Source organism: Polynucleobacter sp. AM-7D1, from assembly GCF_018688455.1.
In the GTDB taxonomy this organism is placed as follows: Bacteria; Pseudomonadota; Gammaproteobacteria; order Burkholderiales; family Burkholderiaceae; genus Polynucleobacter.
The window spans coordinates 1,450,539-1,468,083 of the sequence record NZ_CP061319.1 but is presented as its reverse complement, the minus strand read 5'-3'; the positions used below and the strand labels follow the sequence as shown (position 1 = coordinate 1,468,083).

General features: G+C 45.3%; 19 protein-coding genes. 11 read left to right on the top strand and 8 right to left on the bottom strand.

Annotated elements, in window-relative coordinates; all coding sequences use genetic code 11:
- Window positions 1-2: 2 nt before the first annotated feature.
- The 8 genes from ccoS to GQ359_RS07695 all read left to right on the top strand — a co-directional run bounded on the left by ccoS (window position 3) and on the right by GQ359_RS07695 (window position 5,533).
- Entirely contained in the window at window positions 3-173 is a 171-nt protein-coding gene (gene ccoS, locus GQ359_RS07730) for a cbb3-type cytochrome oxidase assembly protein CcoS (protein ID WP_215386439.1), read from the top strand.
- A gap of 179 nt (window positions 174-352) precedes the next feature.
- Entirely contained in the window at window positions 353-1,795 is a 1,443-nt protein-coding gene (ccoN, locus tag GQ359_RS07725) for a cytochrome-c oxidase, cbb3-type subunit I (protein ID WP_215386437.1), read from the top strand.
- A gap of 11 nt (window positions 1,796-1,806) precedes the next feature.
- Window positions 1,807-2,457, top strand: a complete 651-nt coding sequence (gene ccoO, locus GQ359_RS07720) for a cytochrome-c oxidase, cbb3-type subunit II (RefSeq protein ID WP_215386435.1) — start codon at window positions 1,807-1,809, stop codon at window positions 2,455-2,457.
- Between the two features lie 36 nt (window positions 2,458-2,493).
- Window positions 2,494-2,661 carry a cbb3-type cytochrome c oxidase subunit 3 gene (locus tag GQ359_RS07715; protein WP_114653815.1) on the top strand — a complete coding sequence of 56 codons (168 nt, stop codon included), beginning with the start codon at window positions 2,494-2,496 and terminating at the stop codon, window positions 2,659-2,661.
- Window positions 2,658-3,581 (top strand): cytochrome-c oxidase, cbb3-type subunit III, encoded by a 924-nt coding sequence (gene ccoP / locus GQ359_RS07710; protein WP_215386433.1) that lies wholly within the window; start codon window positions 2,658-2,660, stop codon window positions 3,579-3,581. The genes GQ359_RS07715 and ccoP overlap by 4 nt, the downstream gene beginning before the upstream one ends.
- Before the next feature lie 3 nt (window positions 3,582-3,584).
- On the top strand, window positions 3,585-5,042 hold the full coding sequence (ccoG, locus tag GQ359_RS07705; RefSeq protein ID WP_215386431.1) for a cytochrome c oxidase accessory protein CcoG: 1,458 nt from the start codon (window positions 3,585-3,587) through the stop codon (window positions 5,040-5,042).
- Between the two features lie 30 nt (window positions 5,043-5,072).
- Window positions 5,073-5,276, top strand: coding sequence for a FixH family protein (locus tag GQ359_RS07700; protein ID WP_215386429.1), 204 nt, complete (start codon window positions 5,073-5,075; stop codon window positions 5,274-5,276).
- Complete coding sequence (locus tag GQ359_RS07695; protein ID WP_215386427.1) at window positions 5,273-5,533, top strand: hypothetical protein; 261 nt, start codon at window positions 5,273-5,275, stop codon at window positions 5,531-5,533. Before GQ359_RS07700 ends, GQ359_RS07695 begins: the two co-directional genes overlap by 4 nt.
- Before the next feature lie 9 nt (window positions 5,534-5,542).
- On the opposite strand, the gene GQ359_RS07690 is transcribed toward GQ359_RS07695, so the two are convergent.
- On the bottom strand, window positions 5,543-6,301 hold the full coding sequence (locus GQ359_RS07690) for a helix-turn-helix domain-containing protein (protein WP_215386425.1): 759 nt from the start codon (window positions 6,299-6,301) through the stop codon (window positions 5,543-5,545).
- Between the two features lie 81 nt (window positions 6,302-6,382).
- On the opposite strand from GQ359_RS07690, the gene GQ359_RS07685 reads away from it, so the two are divergent.
- Complete coding sequence (locus GQ359_RS07685) at window positions 6,383-7,111, top strand: sulfite exporter TauE/SafE family protein (RefSeq protein WP_215386423.1); 729 nt, start codon at window positions 6,383-6,385, stop codon at window positions 7,109-7,111.
- Here GQ359_RS07685 and GQ359_RS07680 read toward each other — a convergent pair.
- Both GQ359_RS07680 and GQ359_RS07675 read right to left on the bottom strand, forming a co-directional pair.
- Entirely contained in the window at window positions 7,108-8,745 is a 1,638-nt protein-coding gene (locus GQ359_RS07680; RefSeq protein ID WP_215386422.1) for a SulP family inorganic anion transporter, read from the bottom strand. The genes GQ359_RS07685 and GQ359_RS07680 overlap by 4 nt on opposite strands.
- A 13-nt stretch (window positions 8,746-8,758) precedes the next feature.
- Window positions 8,759-9,160, bottom strand: a complete 402-nt coding sequence (locus GQ359_RS07675) for a DUF2177 family protein (RefSeq protein ID WP_215386420.1) — start codon at window positions 9,158-9,160, stop codon at window positions 8,759-8,761.
- 88 nt (window positions 9,161-9,248) lie between these two features.
- Here GQ359_RS07675 and GQ359_RS07670 point away from each other — a divergent pair, with 88 nt between their 5' ends.
- Window positions 9,249-9,689: a universal stress protein gene (locus GQ359_RS07670; RefSeq protein ID WP_215386418.1), complete on the top strand. Its 441-nt coding sequence runs from the start codon at window positions 9,249-9,251 to the stop codon at window positions 9,687-9,689.
- A 29-nt stretch (window positions 9,690-9,718) separates the two neighbouring features.
- On the opposite strand, the gene GQ359_RS07665 is transcribed toward GQ359_RS07670, so the two are convergent.
- Window positions 9,719-11,179 (bottom strand): M23 family metallopeptidase, encoded by a 1,461-nt coding sequence (locus tag GQ359_RS07665; RefSeq protein WP_251367854.1) that lies wholly within the window; start codon window positions 11,177-11,179, stop codon window positions 9,719-9,721.
- A 70-nt stretch (window positions 11,180-11,249) separates the two neighbouring features.
- Window positions 11,250-12,176: a 3-hydroxyacyl-CoA dehydrogenase NAD-binding domain-containing protein gene (locus GQ359_RS07660; RefSeq protein WP_215386416.1), complete on the bottom strand. Its 927-nt coding sequence runs from the start codon at window positions 12,174-12,176 to the stop codon at window positions 11,250-11,252.
- 116 nt (window positions 12,177-12,292) lie between these two features.
- Between GQ359_RS07660 and GQ359_RS07655 the strand changes: the two genes are divergently transcribed.
- Window positions 12,293-13,426 carry a mandelate racemase/muconate lactonizing enzyme family protein gene (locus tag GQ359_RS07655; protein WP_215386415.1) on the top strand — a complete coding sequence of 378 codons (1,134 nt, stop codon included), beginning with the start codon at window positions 12,293-12,295 and terminating at the stop codon, window positions 13,424-13,426.
- A gap of 81 nt (window positions 13,427-13,507) precedes the next feature.
- On the opposite strand, the gene GQ359_RS07650 is transcribed toward GQ359_RS07655, so the two are convergent.
- The 3 genes from GQ359_RS07650 to GQ359_RS07640 all read right to left on the bottom strand — a co-directional run bounded on the left by GQ359_RS07650 (window position 13,508) and on the right by GQ359_RS07640 (window position 17,534).
- The gene (locus tag GQ359_RS07650) at window positions 13,508-15,520 is read right to left on the bottom strand and encodes a TRAP transporter fused permease subunit (RefSeq protein ID WP_215386413.1); all 2,013 of its coding nucleotides are present in this window, start codon (window positions 15,518-15,520) and stop codon (window positions 13,508-13,510) included.
- 108 nt (window positions 15,521-15,628) lie between these two features.
- Entirely contained in the window at window positions 15,629-16,579 is a 951-nt protein-coding gene (locus GQ359_RS07645; RefSeq protein WP_215386412.1) for a TAXI family TRAP transporter solute-binding subunit, read from the bottom strand.
- A gap of 28 nt (window positions 16,580-16,607) precedes the next feature.
- The gene (locus tag GQ359_RS07640; RefSeq protein WP_215386410.1) at window positions 16,608-17,534 is read right to left on the bottom strand and encodes a dihydrodipicolinate synthase family protein; all 927 of its coding nucleotides are present in this window, start codon (window positions 17,532-17,534) and stop codon (window positions 16,608-16,610) included.
- Window positions 17,535-17,545: the final 11 nt, after the last annotated feature.

The following is a 17,545-nucleotide window of genomic DNA, read 5'->3' as shown; positions in this document are numbered from 1 at the left end:
GGATGGAAAGTCTTTTTCTCTTAATCCCCATTTCGTTGCTCTTAATTGGTCTTTTGGCCTGGATTTTCTTCTGGTCTGTGAAAGCAGGTCAGTTTGATGACCTAGAGGGGCCAGGTGAGGCGATTTTGATGGATGACGATACACCTAAATCCAAAAATGTTAGTGATCACTAGCTAAAAAATCCATATTTATTAGCTAGTTAGCAATTACGCCCCGATACAGAAGTTTCTACGCATCGTAAATGCAGGCATCCTTTTTGACATAGATCAAAACACCCCCTCGCCCTTACTTTGATAATGACCACAGTCTATTTGAATTATGTCGCTGTTTGGTCACAAAAAAAGGAGAGACCATGGGAATTACCGTGGGGAGCAATCAAGATACCTTCAATTACAAGGTTGTCAGCCAATTTGCCATCGTTACGGTACTTTGGGGAATTGTGGGCATGCTCGTGGGGGTTATCCTCGCTGCGCAGCTCATTTGGCCTGATATCACACTCAATATCCCTTGGTTAAGCTATGGTCGTTTACGTCCTTTGCATACCAATGCGGTAATTTTCGCATTCGGTGGATCAGCTCTATTTGCAACGTCTTATTACATTGTGCAGCGCACCTGTCAGGCGCGACTTTTTTGTGACAAGCTAGCTGCATTCACTTTCTGGGGTTGGCAACTGGTTATTGTTTTAGCTGCCATTACATTGCCTTTGGGCTATTCAACCTCAAAGGAATACGCTGAATTAGAGTGGCCAATCGACGTACTCATTACATTAGTTTGGGTTGCTTATGCAGTGGTGTTCTTTGGCACCATCATGAAGCGCAAAACAAAACATATTTATGTTTCCAATTGGTTCTTTGGTGCTTACATTCTGACCATTGCGATTCTGCATATTTTTAATAACTTAGAAATGCCAGCAAGTTTATGGAAATCCTATTCAGCATATGCTGGTGTACAAGATGCCATGGTTCAGTGGTGGTATGGCCACAATGCGGTTGGCTTCTTCCTTACCACCAGCTTCTTAGGCATGATGTACTACTTCATCCCTAAGCAAGCTGAGCGTCCAATCTACTCATATCGTTTATCCATCGTTCACTTCTGGGCTTTGAACTTTACATACATGTGGGCGGGTCCTCATCACTTGCAACATACTTCCTTGCCAGACTGGACTCAGTCACTGGGAACCGTGTTCTCCATTATTTTGTTGGCTCCATCATGGGGCGGCATGATTAACGGCATCATGACTTTGTCTGGTGCTTGGTTTAAATTGCGCACTGATCCAATCTTAAAATTCTTGGTAGTGGCATTGTCTTTCTACGGTATGTCTACGTTTGAAGGCTCAATGATGTCGATCAAGACTGTGAATAGCTTGTCCCATTACACCGACTGGACTATTGGCCACGTTCACTCAGGCGCTCTCGGTTGGGTTGCCATGATTACGATCGGCTCTCTGTACTATCTGATTCCACGTTTAGTTGGTCAAAAGGATATGTACAGCACGCGCTTAATTGAAGTGCATTTCTGGATCGCTACGATCGGTGTTGTTCTGTACATCGCTGCGATGTGGATTGCGGGGGTAATGCAAGGTTTAATGTGGAGAGCGTTTGAGCCAGATGGAACATTGACATATAGCTTCGTTGAGTCTGTCAAAGCAACCTATCCTTTCTACGTGATTCGTTTATTGGGCGGTCTCTGTTACTTGAGTGGCATGTTCTTGATGGCATACAACGTGTACAAGACAGTGATTGGTAAAACATTCGTGAATGCCCCAATTCCACAAACATCTGCAACTGCTCACTAAGGGGAAGAAAAATGTCTAACGAAAATAAATTCTTTTCCCACGGAACACTTGAGAAAAATGTTGGTTGGTTAATTGTTGCCACGATTATTGTGGTTTCGATTGCTGGCTTGGTACAAATTGTCCCATTGTTCTTTCAGCACACCACAACTGAACCAAGTCCTGGCGTAGCACCATATACAGCATTGCGTTTAGCTGGCCGTGACGTATATCAACGTGAAGGTTGTGTTGGTTGCCACTCACAACAGATTCGTACACTGCGTTCTGAAGTCGAGCGTTACGGTCCTTATTCTTTAGCTGGTGAGTCAGTATTTGATCATCCATTCTTGTGGGGTAGTAAGCGTACCGGTCCTGATTTAGCTCGTGTTGGTGCTCGCTATTCTGATGATTGGCATCGTATTCACCTGCGCAATCCGCGTGATGTGGTTCCTGAGTCCAACATGCCTGGATATCCTTGGTTGCAGAAAAATGCTGCTGATGCCTCCTCAATTCAATCTCATATGGTTGCAATGCGTCGTTTGGGTGTTCCTTACACCGATGAAATGATTGCAGAAGCTCCTAAAGAGTTGGAAGGCAAGACCGAAGAAGATGCTTTGATTGCTTACCTACAAGGTTTGGGTGTCAATCGTCGCTACATCATGGTTGATGAAGTGGTGGCGAAGTAATCACCAAGGTTATTAATTTAAAACTATATAAATCAAATGGAACAGATCACAGCCTATCTCTCCGCATTTTCAACAGTAATTGGACTTGTCTTCTTCGTTGGGATTGTTTGGTGGGCGTGGTCGCCTGGCAGAAAGTCTGCCAATGAAGAGTCGGCAGAACTTCCATTTGATCTTCCAGATGAATTTAGTAAGGACAAATCATGAGTGACTTTTTTAATAGCGGTTGGAGTAATTACATCGCGCTTGTTTCATTAGTCGGTATTGTTTGGTGTATCTGGCTGCTAGCTTCGCAGCGCAAAGCTAAAGTAATCCATACGGAAGATGGCGCAGTAGCGGATACTGGCCATGTTTGGGATGGCAACTTACGCGAGCTCAATAATCCACTGCCACGCTGGTGGGCTTGGATGTTCTTGTTATCTTGCTTCTTTGCGCTGGGTTACTTGGTTCTATTCCCAGGTTTAGGCTCATTTCCAGGTGTTGTTGGTTACACAACTGATGGTGCTCTGATGAGCTCTATGACAGAAGCCAATGATGAATTAAAGCCGGTCTACGCCAAATACGTGAAGATGGATATTGAGCAAGTTGCTGCCGATCCAAAAGCGCGAGAGATGGGTCAACGTTTGTTCTTGAATTCTTGCGCTCAGTGCCATGGTTCGGATGCAGGCGGTGCAAAAGGCTTCCCGAATTTAACTGACGGCGACTGGCTCTATGGTGGATCTCCAGAAAATATCAAAACTACATTGATTAATGGTCGCGCTGGTGTAATGCCTCCATTTCCACAGCTTGATAGTAAGCAAATCGTGGATGTAGCTAACTATGTGCGTAGCCTTTCAGGTTTGCCATCAGACGATTTGAAAGCTGCTCGCGGCGCAGAAGTATTTAAAGCGAATTGCGTAGCCTGTCACGGTGCGGATGGCAAAGGTAATATTGTTTTAGGTGCCCCTAACTTGACTGATAAAACCTGGTTATATGGTGGTTCAGAGGCAGCGATAGTTGAGACTATCACTAAGGGCCGTATGGCGATGATGCCTTCGCAAGATAAGGTGTTGAGCCCGGAAAAGATCCATCTCTTGACGGCTTATGTTTGGGGTTTATCTAATAATAAGACTGCAGCAGCTAAGTAATCAGTGACAAATAATTCGCCGGTTGGGAAGCCTATTCCTATAGATGTAATTGAGGAATCTCTTTATGAGGTCCGGCGAAAGATTTACCCACGATCTGTTACTGGGCTATTCGCCCGCTGGCGCATCATTCTGGTTGTTGCCACTCAACTCCTGTTTTATGGCCTTCCATGGATTAGTTGGAATGATCGCCAAGCAGTACTCTTTGATTTAATTCAGCGTAAATTCTATATCTTTGGCCTCGTGTTATGGCCACAGGATGTGATCTATCTCACACTCCTATTAATTCTTTCTGCTTTAGCTCTCTTTTTATTTACGGCGATTGCGGGTCGATTGTTTTGTGGTTACGCTTGTCCACAAACCGTCTATACCGAAATCTTTATGTGGATCGAGCGCAAGGTCGAAGGCGACCGATTCGCGCGTATTCGTTTGGATGGAGAGGAGTGGCCTTGGAGTATTCGCAAGTGGCGCCTCAAGATCACGAAGCATTTCTTATGGCTCCTAATCGCCTTCTGGACTGGCTTTACCTTTATTGGCTACTTCACCCCAATTGAAACCTTAGGTACTGCTATTCTGCATTTTTCGCTTGGCCCATGGCAAACCTTCTGGCTATGTTTTTATAGCTTTGCAACTTGGGGTAATGCCGGCTTCATGCGCGAGCAAGTCTGTAAATATATGTGCCCGTATGCACGCTTTCAAAGTGTGATGGTGGATAAAGACACTTTCCTGGTGACCTACGATAAAGTGCGTGGCGAGCCAAGAGGTAGCCGGAGTAAGTCAGCTGATCATGCGACCTTGGGCTTAGGTGATTGTGTGGATTGCAGTATTTGCGTACAAGTCTGCCCAACTGGTATTGATATCCGTGATGGCCTGCAGTACATGTGCATTGGTTGCGGGGCTTGTATTGATGCTTGTGATCAAGTGATGGAGAAGGTGGATTATCCAAAAGGCTTAATCCGGTATACAACAGAGCGAGCCATTGAGGATAAAGAGACCAATCAAAGTGCGATACGTCACATCTTGCGTCCCCGCGTGTTGATTTATACCGCCTTCATTACAGTGCTTACTAGTGCTTTCTTGATTTCTTTGCTTACCCGAAATCCATTGCGGGTTGACGTGATGCGGGACCGTGGTGCACTGGCTCGGGAGGTTGATGGGGTTCGAATTGAGAATATCTACCGCATCCAAATCATGAACGCCTCAGAAAATAATATGAATGTTCAGGTGAGGGCGACGGGTCTAGATGATTTAAAAATCCTCAATTCCCAAGGGCAAGTTATTACTGAAATTGAGGTGGGTCCTGCCAGCAATATGCTGATTCCGGTTAAAGTAAGCACTACGGTTGGTGCGCATGAGCCTGGTAATTACCCAATTCATTTTGATGTAATTGGTCACGAGATGTCAGGTGGTGAATTGATTGCCAGGAAGCGTGATGAAAAATCAAGCTTTATTGTTCCCCGTTAAGCTAGATAGCGAAAGATGGAGAGGATGAATATGTCAGAACACGAAAAAAATAAGCCTTGGTTTAAACAGCTCTGGCCATGGCTACTCATTAGCGGTCCTGCTGTCGCGGCTATTGGTTGTGTGATTACTATTTATTTGGCGATAAACCTTTACTCAGATAAGCCGGTTCGTGATGGCGTAGTCAAGCGTGGACTCAAGGTTGAGCAGCTTAAAGTAGATCAGGATCGCAAATGAAGTACCGCCTATTCATTTGGATTATGTGGCCATCATTTTTGGTCTCAATCCTGGCTGAAGGCTTGCTCTTCAGTATTGTTCATCCCTCTGAACTTTTATTCTTTGGTCATCATCCCAATATTTCAGATGAGGGCATTTACACCATTGGATTTTTTATTATCTGGATATTTTGCTCATTCTCCAGCGCTTTAACTGCCTATATTCTGCCGGGCATCAGCGAGGACACTAGTAAAGAGTCAGATCAAGGCTTGATTTAAACCCATCACTTAAGCGCTAATTGGCTTGAGTTGAAGTACGCGTTCAGGGTTAGGGATGCCAGCCAATTCGTAAAGCCCATCCATATCGATCAGCTTGATATGACGTTGCTTAATTTGAATCAAACCGGATTCAGCAAAGCGTGAGAGCATGCGGCTAACAGTTTCAATCTGAATTCCCAAGTAACTACCAATTTCTACGCGACTCATGCGTAAATCAAATTCATTGTTTTGATAACCGCGAGCGGCAAGGCGTTGAGAAAGATTCAATAGGAATGCCGCTAAGCGCTCTTCAGCGCGCAAGCTGCCGAGCGAGAGTAGGTGACGTTGATCTTGCGTGAGTTCACGGCTCAGAATGCGGTGGAACTGCTTTTGCAGTACTGGAATTTGGCGTGCTAAGTCCTCAAATGCTTCATAGCGAATGATGCAGACTTCGCTCTCTTCTAGGGCAATGGCCTCAGATTGATAGCTACCTTCACCAATACCATCAAGCCCCAAGATTTCGCCTGGAAGATGAAAGCCGATTACTTGTTGACGTCCATCTTCGAGGCCATATTCAGTTTTGAGGGTTCCAAAGCGGACACTGTATACCGCAGAGAGTGGGTCTCCGTGACGGTAGAGGCTTTCACCCTTTTGCAGGTGGACGCGTTCTTTGACGAGCGTATCAATCTTGGCAATATCGCTCGGACTGATTCCGACTGGCAGACAAAACTGACCCAGTACACAGACTGAGCATTTGCTACTAGGGACATCTGAGTTGGTGTAATTCATATTGGATCAAGTTACCAGTTCAGTTTATTCTACTCGGATAATGTGTAATTTCAATATTTCTCTACAGCACTGGATGCTTAAATGCTGACTACTAGCTTGTTGCTGGCAGTATTTTTGGGGGCTTTAGTCAGTGGATGGCATTGCGCCTTAATGTGCGGCGGTATAGCTGCGGCAATTGAGCGCCAGGGTGGCACTCAGGGGGTATGTATCCCATTGCAAAGCAAGTCTGAACTCTTTCATCTTCAACTCATCATGCATCTTGGGCGTTTGACGACTTATGTTTTGCTAGGTGCTGTCGCGGGGTGGGTAGGCGCAGTACTGTGGCAGCAAAACGTAGTGCCTATTCAGAGACCATTGTTTGCTTTGACTTCCATGATTTTGCTAGTGATGGGCTTGCGTCTTTTGCGTCAGAGATCGAATAGCCCTCTATTGGTCGGCAAGTGGCTTGGTGCACGGATGGCTAGTTATTGGGCCAAATATTTAGGGGGTTTCACGGGACGTTCATCCCGCTGGTTTAGTGGAATGGTGTGGGGTTTAGTTCCCTGCGGCTTGGTCTATAGTGTTTTGCCTCTAGCTTTTTTGTCGGGAGATGTCCTAACGGGTGCCGCACTCATGCTGGCATTTGGATTGGGTACCTTACCTAATCTCTTATTGATTTCTAAATTCTCGGCTACTTTGACTCAGTTTGGTCAATATGTTTGGGTGAGATATATTGCTGCAGGACTGCTATTGTCTGCGGGAATCTTTGGTCTTTATCGTGCCTGGTATTTGTCTGACGATTTACTAAAAGGCGGTTTTTGTATCAGCTAATTTGACTGACTTATTGCGGTGCTGATGCCCTGCTGCAGATCTGGTTGGATGCAATCCTGAGGCACTCTATCACATAGACCTCCGCGTACTGCCATATCATATGGTTGATGTGCTAGACCACAAATCACAAGCTTGATACCTTTGGATTTGCACACACTCTCAAGCTCAAGCAGAGCATCCATTCCAGAAACGTCGATATAGATCACGTTCTTCATATCAAGCACCAAAGCTTTTGAAGGCAATTCCTTCTCGATATTTTCTAGAAGCTTGACCGCTCCAAAAAAGATGGCGCCATAGATTCTGAAAACAGCAATTTTCCCGTGATGTGTTTGAAGCTCTGGAAAATCAATTGCACTTGCAGCTTCATAACGAGAGAGACTTGAAATTCTATAAATGAAAGTAATGAATGCCAATAAGAGGCCTACCTGGATTGCAACGGTGAGATCCAAGATGATTGTTAGGAAAAAGACGCTCAACATTGTTAAGCGGTAGGGCATGCGGAATTGCTTGAGATCAGCAAACTTTCTCCACTCACCCATGTTCCAAGCAACAAACATAAGAATGGCAGCTAGACTGGCTAAGGGAATATTGGTTGCAAGTGGAGCTCCGAATAACACGATCACCAGCAATGTAAGGGCATGAACTATGCCAGCAATTGGTGTGCTGGCGCCACTCTGTATATTGGTAACTGTTCTTGCAATAGTTCCTGTTGCAGGCATTCCGCCAAAGAATGGGGTAACTAGATTTGCTACGCCCTGCGCCATTAGTTCCTGGTTGGATTCATGGCGATCATGAATGAGCCCATCGGCAATACGTGCGCACAGGAGTGATTCAATGGCTCCAAGTACGGCCAGCGTGATAGCAGGCGCAATGACAAACTGTGCAGTACTCCAGCTAACTGGGATCCATTCAAAGCTGGGCAGCCCCGATGGAATGCCGCCAAAACGACTGCCAATAGTATCGACCGGCAGATTAAATAAGCTCGTGATAATAGTAGCAACGGCCATCGCAATGACTGTTGCCGGGATATGGCTAAGATAGCCAAGGCGTTTCTGAAAAGTTCTCCAGGCAATTAAAAGAGCCAGACTGCCCATAGATAGCATGAGAGCAACGGGATTTACTGTATCGGCGGCAGCATACAAAGCTTGGACTGCTTGAAAAAATTCCGCAGGCATCTTCGCAATTTGTAGTCCAAAAAACTCTTTAACTTGAGAAAGGCCAATCAAGACAGCAATGCCATTAGTGAATCCAATAATGACGGCAACTGGAATAAAGCGAATTAAAGTTCCAAGTCGAAAGAGCCCCATCAAAAATAAGAACACTCCAGACATGGCAGTTGCCAAGAGTAAATTAGCCAGACCGTAATGCTCCACAATGCCGTAAACAATGACGATAAAGGCGCCCGCTGGCCCACCAATTTGCACGCGGCTACCACCCAATAAAGAAATCAGTCCACCGGCAATAATTGCTGTAAAAATGCCCGCTTCTGGTTTGAGTCCACTGGCGATTGCAAAGGCCATTGCTAAAGGTAATGCAACTACACCGACTGTGATGCCCGCCAATATGTCTTTGCTAAAAAGGGCAGCGTTATAGCCCTTAAAGGAATCGAGTAGTTTGGGGTGAAAGAGATTCATGGGAAAAAGATCTTTAGGCTATCTTACTACCAAGCCAGTAGGCTAGGCCTGCAGATACCGCGGTCACCGCAGAACCCCAAGCGATATCCACAAATGCCAGTCGCATAGGGAAGTCACGGATGACCGCAAGGTTGGTGAGATCGTAAGTCATATAGCAAAAGAAACCAAATAGGGCGCCATATTGCACTGCATATAACCACGACTGTTTTGAAATTGCTGGCAGGATGACAAAAATCGATGCACCAAGTGCATAAAGTATGTAGAAGCCAAGCCCAGCTAATAACTTCGGTTCGCTGGCCATGAGTGAGCCCATGTCATCGCGGTAGAGATTTTTGGCGATGCCAAGAAGCCAAATGAAATCAATGATGACGAATGACAGTAGAAATGAAAAGTACACCGCTAAATACTTGAGCAATTCAGTTTCCTTTTTATGCTTTTATACGAGAGTATTCAGGATTATGATGGAATGAAGGCTATCGAGGCTTAATTTAACAGGAGTTAATATGTTCAAGCACTTATTAGTACCAGTTGATGGTTCGGATGTCAGCAAAAAGGCATTAAAAAGAGTGGCTGAGCTTGCTAAGGCGGATAAGGCTGCTGTGACATTGATTTATGTATCCGATCCAATGCCGCCGATGGTGTATTCCGATAGCACTATGGGGTATGGCATCTCTCTCAAGGATCATAAAAAGGTATGTGATGCATTTGCTGCAGATATTCTGAAAAAGTCCGCAGTTGCGTTGGGCGCTGGTATGAAGGTTAATACCCTGCATATTGCTAATAGCAATCTATCCGAAGGTATTTTGGATGGGGCTAAGAAAGCCAAGGCCGATGTCATCGTTATGGCATCCCATAAACGCACTGGTATTAAGAGTGTTCTATTGGGTAGCGAAACACATGAGGTGATTGTGCACTCCAAGTTGCCAGTGTTAGTTATTGGCTGATATCAATAGCATCAAATAAATTCAATAAATTAATTTACTACGGGCGTTCCAAGCAAGAGAATTTCTCTAGTGAGTAAGCCGCTATCGCTATCGCGCATGTTCCATAAATCTAATTGTGTTTTCGTAGCATAGGGGTCTACATAGACCCCATCTTTTCTTAATTCAAAATGTAGGTGAGGTCCAGTAGAGCGGCCAGTTGATCCAACATAGCCAATCTCTAAACCACGTCGGACATCATTGCCCACTTCTAACTCAACGTTGTATCCACTTAAATGCGCATAGTAGGTGCGATAGTTTCCAGGATGCTCGATGATGATGAGGTTGCCAAACGCACCGCTATAGCCTAGATGAACTACCTTGCCTGTAGCTACACTAAAAACTGGTGTGCCAGTCGGCGCTGAATAATCAATACCCATATGCGTTCGATAGCGCTGTTTAGGTGCTGCTGCAGGAGCACCACTCTTGGACGGTGGGGCTTTCTTGCTGGATGCTCGCACGCTACCGACTCCTCTGGAGATACGTCGATAGCTTAAGGGATTAGTCCAAAACGTGCGCTCAATAGATTCCCCGCTGGCGGTATAAAAACCACCCGGGATATCATTTCTCTCAACCCAAAATGCGCTTGAGAAGACTTCGCCGCTTGCGGGGTCAATAATTTCTGCGGCCCAAATTTGCGCCCAGCGCTCTTTATCGCCAAAGTCCACAATCAGGCGAACAACGCTGTTGGTATTTTCAAGCGCATTATTTTCTTCTGGATAAATTTGCTTGATGACCGAGTTCAATTCCCAAACCAGTTCAACTGGCAATTTATCACCCACCTTTTTAGGATCATACAAAACATCGCTGAGTGGTAATTGAATCTCTGTAAAACGTTTGGACTCATCTCTGAGGTAGTCTTGTTGAATCAAAAAGCTACCAGCCGCCGAGGGTGTAAAAGTCCAAATCTCTGTCTTGGCATCTTGTACAGGGCCATTCATGATGCTGAGTGATTCAAAGCGGTTGCGACTACCAAGGGCGAGAGCATACGGAATGCAATTGCCGCGCATTCGATCAAAAAAACCTTGAGTTTGCGATTTAAAAAAATCATTCAAGTTACGATCGTCTATACCTAAATTAGCCGGGAGATTTTCTTCGTTATAGCTGCGCCGCAAGCAACCACGTTGGATTCGGTAATCTAGGTTCGCTACATCTTGATTATTAGTTGTCCCCTCAATTCGTTTGAATAACTCAGGATTTAAACTCATGCTGTTTGAGGACTGAGTTATAGAGCCATTCTTCACTTGAAGCCCAGCCTGCTTACTCTTTTGCACTACAGGCTTTTGCTTTACTTGAGGTGCTTTGTTAGCTTTACTATTTTGAGTCGTAGTTTGCGCTAGAGCGCTAGAGACGAGCTCCACCCCTGGCAGTTGAATAAACCCAACTAGGGCAAATCCAGTTACTTTAATTACCCTTTTTAAAAGCAGGGTCCATTCACAGACTTTTTTCTTCACTTACCAATTATCCAATATTGTTGCGGTAGATCAGCGTACTTGAAGCATGCTGTGCTGCAACAATATGAGTTTAATTAACTTCTGGGGCTATTTTTAATACTTCAAATGCTGCTTTGAGGCGCATTTCATAGACTTGCTTCATTTCTCTCGCTTCTTCTGGTGACCATTCTCTGAAGCCTGCGCCCTTAGCCATGCCAGTTTTTCCACTGCTCACTAGATCCATGACGCAAGCAGGGGGCGCATTAATGTTAGAGAGGGAGGGGTAGATTACCTCTGCAGCTAGTGCCATACCTTCCCATCCAGAGATTTCTTTTTGAGTCATTGGTCCAACTGCTGCGTAACGAAAGCCAAAACTGTAGCGCACCGCAGTATCAACATCATCTGGCGAGGCGATTCCCTCTTGCACCAGAGAGAGTGCTTCGCGCATTAAGGCATGCTGAATTCGGTTAGCTAGAAATCCTGGGATATCACGCTTGACCAATACCGGTTTTTTGCCATGGGCGCGATAGAGGCTGCAAATCTGCTCTGCCATTTGAGGATCTGATGTTGCACCCAACACCACCTCCACCAAAGGAACGATATGGGCGGGCATGAAGTAATGGGTATTGAACATGCGGTAGCTTGTTGGAAGGCCTTGCGCAATATCGCTTATAGGAAAGCCTGAGCTATTACTACCAATTGGAATGCTAGGCGGTACACGCTGATCAAGCTCGCTAAACATTGCCTTTTTCAGCTCTAGGCGCTCAGAGATGGTTTCGATAATGAGATCGGTGTTCTCCCAACCCGACCAGTCTGCGATAGTGCCAGCAATGAGTTGCGCGCCGCTTTCTCGCCATGCCGGATTAATGGAGTCGGTGCATTCCTCCACCTTGGAGAGACTCAGCTTTGCTTTCTCAAGATCCCTGCCCAGCAAAATCGTGTTGGCACCAAATGCCAGAAAGCCAGCAGCAATACCCACGCCCATGGTACCTGTGCCTATCACAATGACTTTACTCATAACTTTCCCAAATTTGTAAATGATGCCTGTTAATTAGCGACTCATTATTCCTCATTTATGGGCCGTCATACATCTCTAATTATGGCTACAATAATTTTTTGAATACAGGAGCCCTCATGCCAATTATTGAGTCAGTATCAGTAGCCGCAGTAGCGGTGCCTCTAGATAAGGTCACCTCTTTTTCTACGCGCACAGTTTCAGAGCGCCACTATTGCTTAGTCAAGGTACGTGGCAAGGATGGTAATGAGGGTATTGGCTTTTGCTACGTTGGTAGTGCGGGCGGAGATATTGCCAAGATTGCAGTAGAGCAATTGCTGGCCCCAAAATTGATTGGTCAAAATAGTCATCGCAGCGAAGGGCTGTGGATGGATATGTATAACGAGTCTATTTTGCAAGGGCGCGCTGGCGCAGTCATGCGCGGCATTTCTATCTTGGATACCGCACTTTGGGACTTAAACGCCCGTGCCGCGAAACTACCTCTTCACCATTACTTAGGCTCAGTTGTAGATGACCGTGTACCAGCCTATGCCAGTGGTGGCTATTATTTAGACGGTAAAACACCTGCCAAGCTGGGTAAGGAGATGGAGTCTTACGTTAAACAGGGTTTTAAGGCCGTCAAAATGAAGGTGGGACGTCTATCCCCAAGAGAAGAAGAGGCGCGTGTTAAGGCTGCTCGTAAGGCTGTAGGAGACGATGTTTTGCTGACCTTGGATGCTAATAATGCTTGGCGTGATCTGCCAACTGCCTTGGAATACATTCGCCGCTTTGAGGCTTACAACCCATATTGGATTGAGGAGCCATTTTCACCGGATGCGATTGACTTACATGCGGCGCTCGCACGCCAAACCAAGATCAACGTTGCTACCGGCGAGATGGAGGCTGGACGCTGGCGTTTTAGGGAGTTGATTGACGCTGGTGGTGCAGCTATTCTGCAATCAGATGCAGCAGTGTGTGGCGGCATTACCGAGTGGCGACGTATTTCAGCTTATGCTGATTTAAAAGGTGTAATTGTTTGCCCACACTGGATGCATGATTTGCATGCACCATTAGTAGCCGCAACCCCAAATGCGCGTTTTGTGGAGTTCTTCTTAGATGATCAGGTCTTAAACTTCCGTAGATTGATTAACAAACAGCTGACCTTTAAGAATGGCGATTTGATTCTGCATAAAACCCCAGGATTAGGTTTTGAGTTTGATGAAGCCGCGATTAAAAAATATGCCGGTAAAGTTGCCTGGACCAAGATTGCTTAACGTAATCAGTAGCTCGTTAAGAAATAAAAAATCCCGCACATGATGCGGGATTTTTTATGATCTTGAACTACTTAAATATATTCAGGTAGATTTGGGATTGAGTTTGTAGTGAGTAAAGAGTTGGGTGATCAGTACCAAGGCGAACCCAATAAAACCAATAAGATCTGCCTCCGTTGAAGGATAGGCTAAAGCCACCCCGGAGATCACCATGATGACGCGTTCAAATACTTTAGTTTTCTCAATAAACCAACCTTGCAAGCCGCCGGCTAAACAAATAATGCCAACTACGGCAGTAAATGAAATCCATGCAATTTGCATCCAGTCAGCCTGCTCTAAAGCACTGGTGGATCCCATTAGAAGCAAACTTATGCCTGATTTATCAAGGACAAACATGAACGGCACCAAGATTGCTGGTGCAACGTATTTCCAGGTTTGTAATGTAGTTTTATACGGATTACCTTTACAAATTGCAGCTGCCGCAAATGGAGATAAGGCTGTTGGGGGTGACACCTCAGAGAGCACGGCGTAATAAAAGATAAACATATGTGCAGCAAATGCGGGTACACCTAAGTTAATGAGTGCGGGTGCAGCGATCACGGCGCAAATAATATAAGAAGCGGTTACCGGCACTGCGAGACCAACGATCCAGACAATTAATGCTGTAAAGATAGCTGTTAGTAGCAATGATCCGCCGGCGTATTGAATGACGATAGAGCTAAATTTGAGACCAAGGCCAGTCAGCGTTACGGTGCCAACAATCAGGCCTGCACCAGCACACGTAGCTGCAATCGCTATTACGCCTGTAGAGCCGGATGAGAGTGCTTTAACTAAATTAGATTCATAAAGACCGGAAAGTATAGGTTCTTTACCTTTAAACCAGGCCCAGGGAATGATTGCCGTATCTTCTCGTAGCATGCTAGAAAAAGCGGAAACAATGGTAGCCCAAAAGACTGACATCACTGGCGAGAAGCCAAACATCATAAAAACAACAATAGAAATTAAAGAGAAAAAATGAAACCAATATTTTTTGGTTAACTGCCAAGCGCTTTCTGCGGAGGCAAAATGAATATTTTTCATGCCGTACTTACGTACGTCAATTTCAACCATGACAAATAAGCCAAGGTAGAACAAAATTGTGGGAATGGTTGCCATGAGCAACACGTCTAAATAGGAAATCTTTAGAAAATCCGCAATCAAGAATGCTGCAGCACCAAGTACAGGAGGGGAAATAATTGCTCCCAAACCTCCAGCAGCCAAAAGACCGCCAGCTGCATTCTTCTCGTAACCAACTTTTTCCAGCATGGGGGCAGCTACCGAGCCGACAGTGACGGTAGTTGCAACGCCAGAGCCTGATGGGCCACCCATTAGGAACGAGGATAAGACGATTGTTCTACCTACGCCAGATGATTTTCCACCCATCGCAGCAAAAGAGAAATCAATGAAGAATTTTCCTGCGCCAGTAAATTGCAAAAATGCACCAAAGATGGTGAAAAGAATAATCAAGGTTGCAGAAACGTCGACTGCTGTGCCGTAGATGCCTTCCAGGCTCATAAACATATAACCCACTAGTCGATCTAAGTCATAACCTTTATGGGTCCATGGGGCAGGAAGATAGTTGCCATAGAAGGCGTAAAGCAAGAAAAGCACCGTAACTGTAACGAGTACCATCCCATTAGTCCTTCTCACACCCTCAAGGATGAGTAGGATAAGGGCAATACCAATCATGACATCGGTGGAGTTTGGGTCAGTGTTTCTGTCCATCAGTTCGTCGCCGCCAGCCAGAATGTAATAAGCGATAGCAACTGAGCCTATGGCAAATAAAACATCCCACAACATCAGTTTATTTTTAAAACGTGCTGCGATAGGAAAGCTTAAGAACAACAAAAACAGGACTAGGGCAACGTGAATGACCCTGAGTTGATGCGTTGGAACAATCGAATAGGCTGCGTACAGATGAAACAAAGACATGCCAACTGCCACTAGTGTGATGAATTTAGCTAATAGACCTTTGTAGTCATTAGAGTCGCCCTCTTCCTGCTTAATGAAGGCATCTAATTTTTCTTGGGTTTCATTATCGATTGCGGCTTGTGTCATGTCTCTACCTATTTTTTCTATACAGCTTTTTTAATTTTTGCTAACTACGAATCTATCAAAAAACTCAGGAGTGCCGATGGGCACTCCTGTTCTCAAAATAAATTAGGTTTAATTTACTTTGATATTTTTTTCTTTGAAGTACTTTAAAGCGCCTGGATGATAAGCAATCGGTGAGGCATTTGCTTTTTGGTTCTCTAACTTGATATTTCTGTACTCAGCATGTGAGCGGACAAGTTCAAGCTGGTTATCAAAAATAGCTTTAACAATTTTGTAGGCCTCTGCATCAGACATAGAGGCATTCACAACTAAGAGATTGGCAACCGCTGCAACCTTATTGTCTTTTTCCATGCCGCTATAAGTTTGCTTTGTAATGTCGGATGGGAAATACAGATTGCCATATTTTTTATTCATAGCAGGGACTTCAGCAGCAGTGTCCACCATGACAATTTTCATGCCAGGGCTGTTTGCTAAATCGGTAACAGCAGCAGTTGGTAAGCCACCTACCCAAAAGAAGGCATCAATCTTGCGGTCTTTTACAGCATTGACAGATTCTGCAACGCTCAAACGCTCACGCTTGACATCTTTGTCTTTATCTAAGCCAGCAGCTTCGAGAAGGCGGAAAGCCATCACTTCGGTTGCGCTACCTGGTGAGCCTGTGCTTACGCGCTTACCTTTGAGGTCCTTCATAGATTTGATGCCAGTGGATTCTACTGTCACAACGTGCATAAGGTTTGGATACAGTATCAGCAAGTTGCGCAAATCTACTGGCTTGCCCTTGAATTTATCCTCACCATCTTTAGCATCTTTAGCAGCATCAGCCATTGAGAAGCCAATATAAGGTTTGCCAGTGCCAACGAGTTTTAAATTATCAACCGAGCCACCTGTCACTTCAGCAGTTGCTGACATTCCTGGTACATGCTTGGATAAGACTGAGGCTAAGCCACCGCCCATAGGGTAGTAAACGCCACCAGTACCACCGGTTGCAATTGATAGGTTCTGTGCTTGTGCGGCACCGAACAGCATGGTAAAAGATACTGCAATTACTTTAATAAGCTTCATTTTTGTCTCCTGTTTTACATCTATGTAATTAAAGGCCTGGCATGCTGAAATTAATTTTTTGTAGTTCGCTTAGTAGCTTTGCTTGCTGGTCCGCGCTGAGTTGCATAAGTGGTGGGCGTACGCGTAACCACTCTGGGTCTTTGCTGAAATGGGCAACTGCAGTTTTCATACCGGCAATCATTTGATACTGAGCAAATACCGAGCGTACTTGATCTAAGGTGGCTTGACGTTGATCTGCGTCAGATTCTCTCCAATGGGCTGCTAATTCAGCAATAGCCCTAGGGTTTACGTTAGCAGTTGCTGAGATACAGCCTACTCCGCCAGCACGAAGGGCGCGCATGAGGAAGATTTCACTACCGGCGTAAACACGGAAGCCTGATGGCGCTAACAGCTTAATAACAGATTCTGTGTAGGCCCAATCACCAGAGCTATCTTTCATACCCACAACAGTTTTTGGATACTCTTTTGTCAAGCGCTCCAACAAGGAAAGGCTTAAATTGATTTTGGTGACTGGTGGGATGTTGTAAATGTAAATTTGCAATGCTGCATTACCCACCTTTTGAATCACTTCTGAGAAGTAAGCAAAGAGACCATCATCAGTAATATCTTTGTAGTAGAACGGTGGCAGCATCAATACGCCGGCACACTTGTGGTCAAGGGCATGACGAGTCATATTGACCGTGGCATCAATAGATGTGGCGCCCGTACCAGGCATCATGTGTGCTGGGTTTAAGCCGCCCTCTACCAGTGTTGTCAAGGTCGCCATCTTTTGGCGAGCAGACATGGAGTTGGCTTCAGAGTTTGTGCCGAAGATCGCTTGACCAACGCCATTAGCCTCAAGCCATTGGCATTGCTTCAGTAATTTTTGTGCATCGGGACTACCGTCTTCCTTAAATGGAGTTAATACAGGCGAAAGCACTGCAGGTAGTGTGGAAGGGTGTAGGGAAATTGTCATACTTGCTCCGT

Coding starts and splice junctions, on each gene's coding strand:
- GQ359_RS07680 (WP_215386422.1), bottom strand. CDS start 8,745: ATGAATCTCTTTCACCCCAAACTACTCGATTCCTTTAAGGGCTATAAC.
- GQ359_RS07660 (WP_215386416.1), bottom strand. CDS start 12,176: ATGAGTAAAGTCATTGTGATAGGCACAGGTACCATGGGCGTGGGTATT.
- GQ359_RS07650 (WP_215386413.1), bottom strand. CDS start 15,520: ATGACACAAGCCGCAATCGATAATGAAACCCAAGAAAAATTAGATGCC.
- ccoS (WP_215386439.1), top strand. CDS start 3: ATGGAAAGTCTTTTTCTCTTAATCCCCATTTCGTTGCTCTTAATTGGT.
- ccoO (WP_215386435.1), top strand. CDS start 1,807: ATGTCTAACGAAAATAAATTCTTTTCCCACGGAACACTTGAGAAAAAT.
- GQ359_RS07640 (WP_215386410.1), bottom strand. CDS start 17,534: ATGACAATTTCCCTACACCCTTCCACACTACCTGCAGTGCTTTCGCCT.
- GQ359_RS07700 (WP_215386429.1), top strand. CDS start 5,073: ATGTCAGAACACGAAAAAAATAAGCCTTGGTTTAAACAGCTCTGGCCA.
- GQ359_RS07645 (WP_215386412.1), bottom strand. CDS start 16,579: ATGAAGCTTATTAAAGTAATTGCAGTATCTTTTACCATGCTGTTCGGT.
- GQ359_RS07715 (WP_114653815.1), top strand. CDS start 2,494: ATGGAACAGATCACAGCCTATCTCTCCGCATTTTCAACAGTAATTGGA.
- GQ359_RS07655 (WP_215386415.1), top strand. CDS start 12,293: ATGCCAATTATTGAGTCAGTATCAGTAGCCGCAGTAGCGGTGCCTCTA.
- ccoN (WP_215386437.1), top strand. CDS start 353: ATGGGAATTACCGTGGGGAGCAATCAAGATACCTTCAATTACAAGGTT.
- ccoP (WP_215386433.1), top strand. CDS start 2,658: ATGAGTGACTTTTTTAATAGCGGTTGGAGTAATTACATCGCGCTTGTT.
- GQ359_RS07695 (WP_215386427.1), top strand. CDS start 5,273: ATGAAGTACCGCCTATTCATTTGGATTATGTGGCCATCATTTTTGGTC.
- GQ359_RS07685 (WP_215386423.1), top strand. CDS start 6,383: ATGCTGACTACTAGCTTGTTGCTGGCAGTATTTTTGGGGGCTTTAGTC.
- GQ359_RS07690 (WP_215386425.1), bottom strand. CDS start 6,301: ATGAATTACACCAACTCAGATGTCCCTAGTAGCAAATGCTCAGTCTGT.
- GQ359_RS07670 (WP_215386418.1), top strand. CDS start 9,249: ATGTTCAAGCACTTATTAGTACCAGTTGATGGTTCGGATGTCAGCAAA.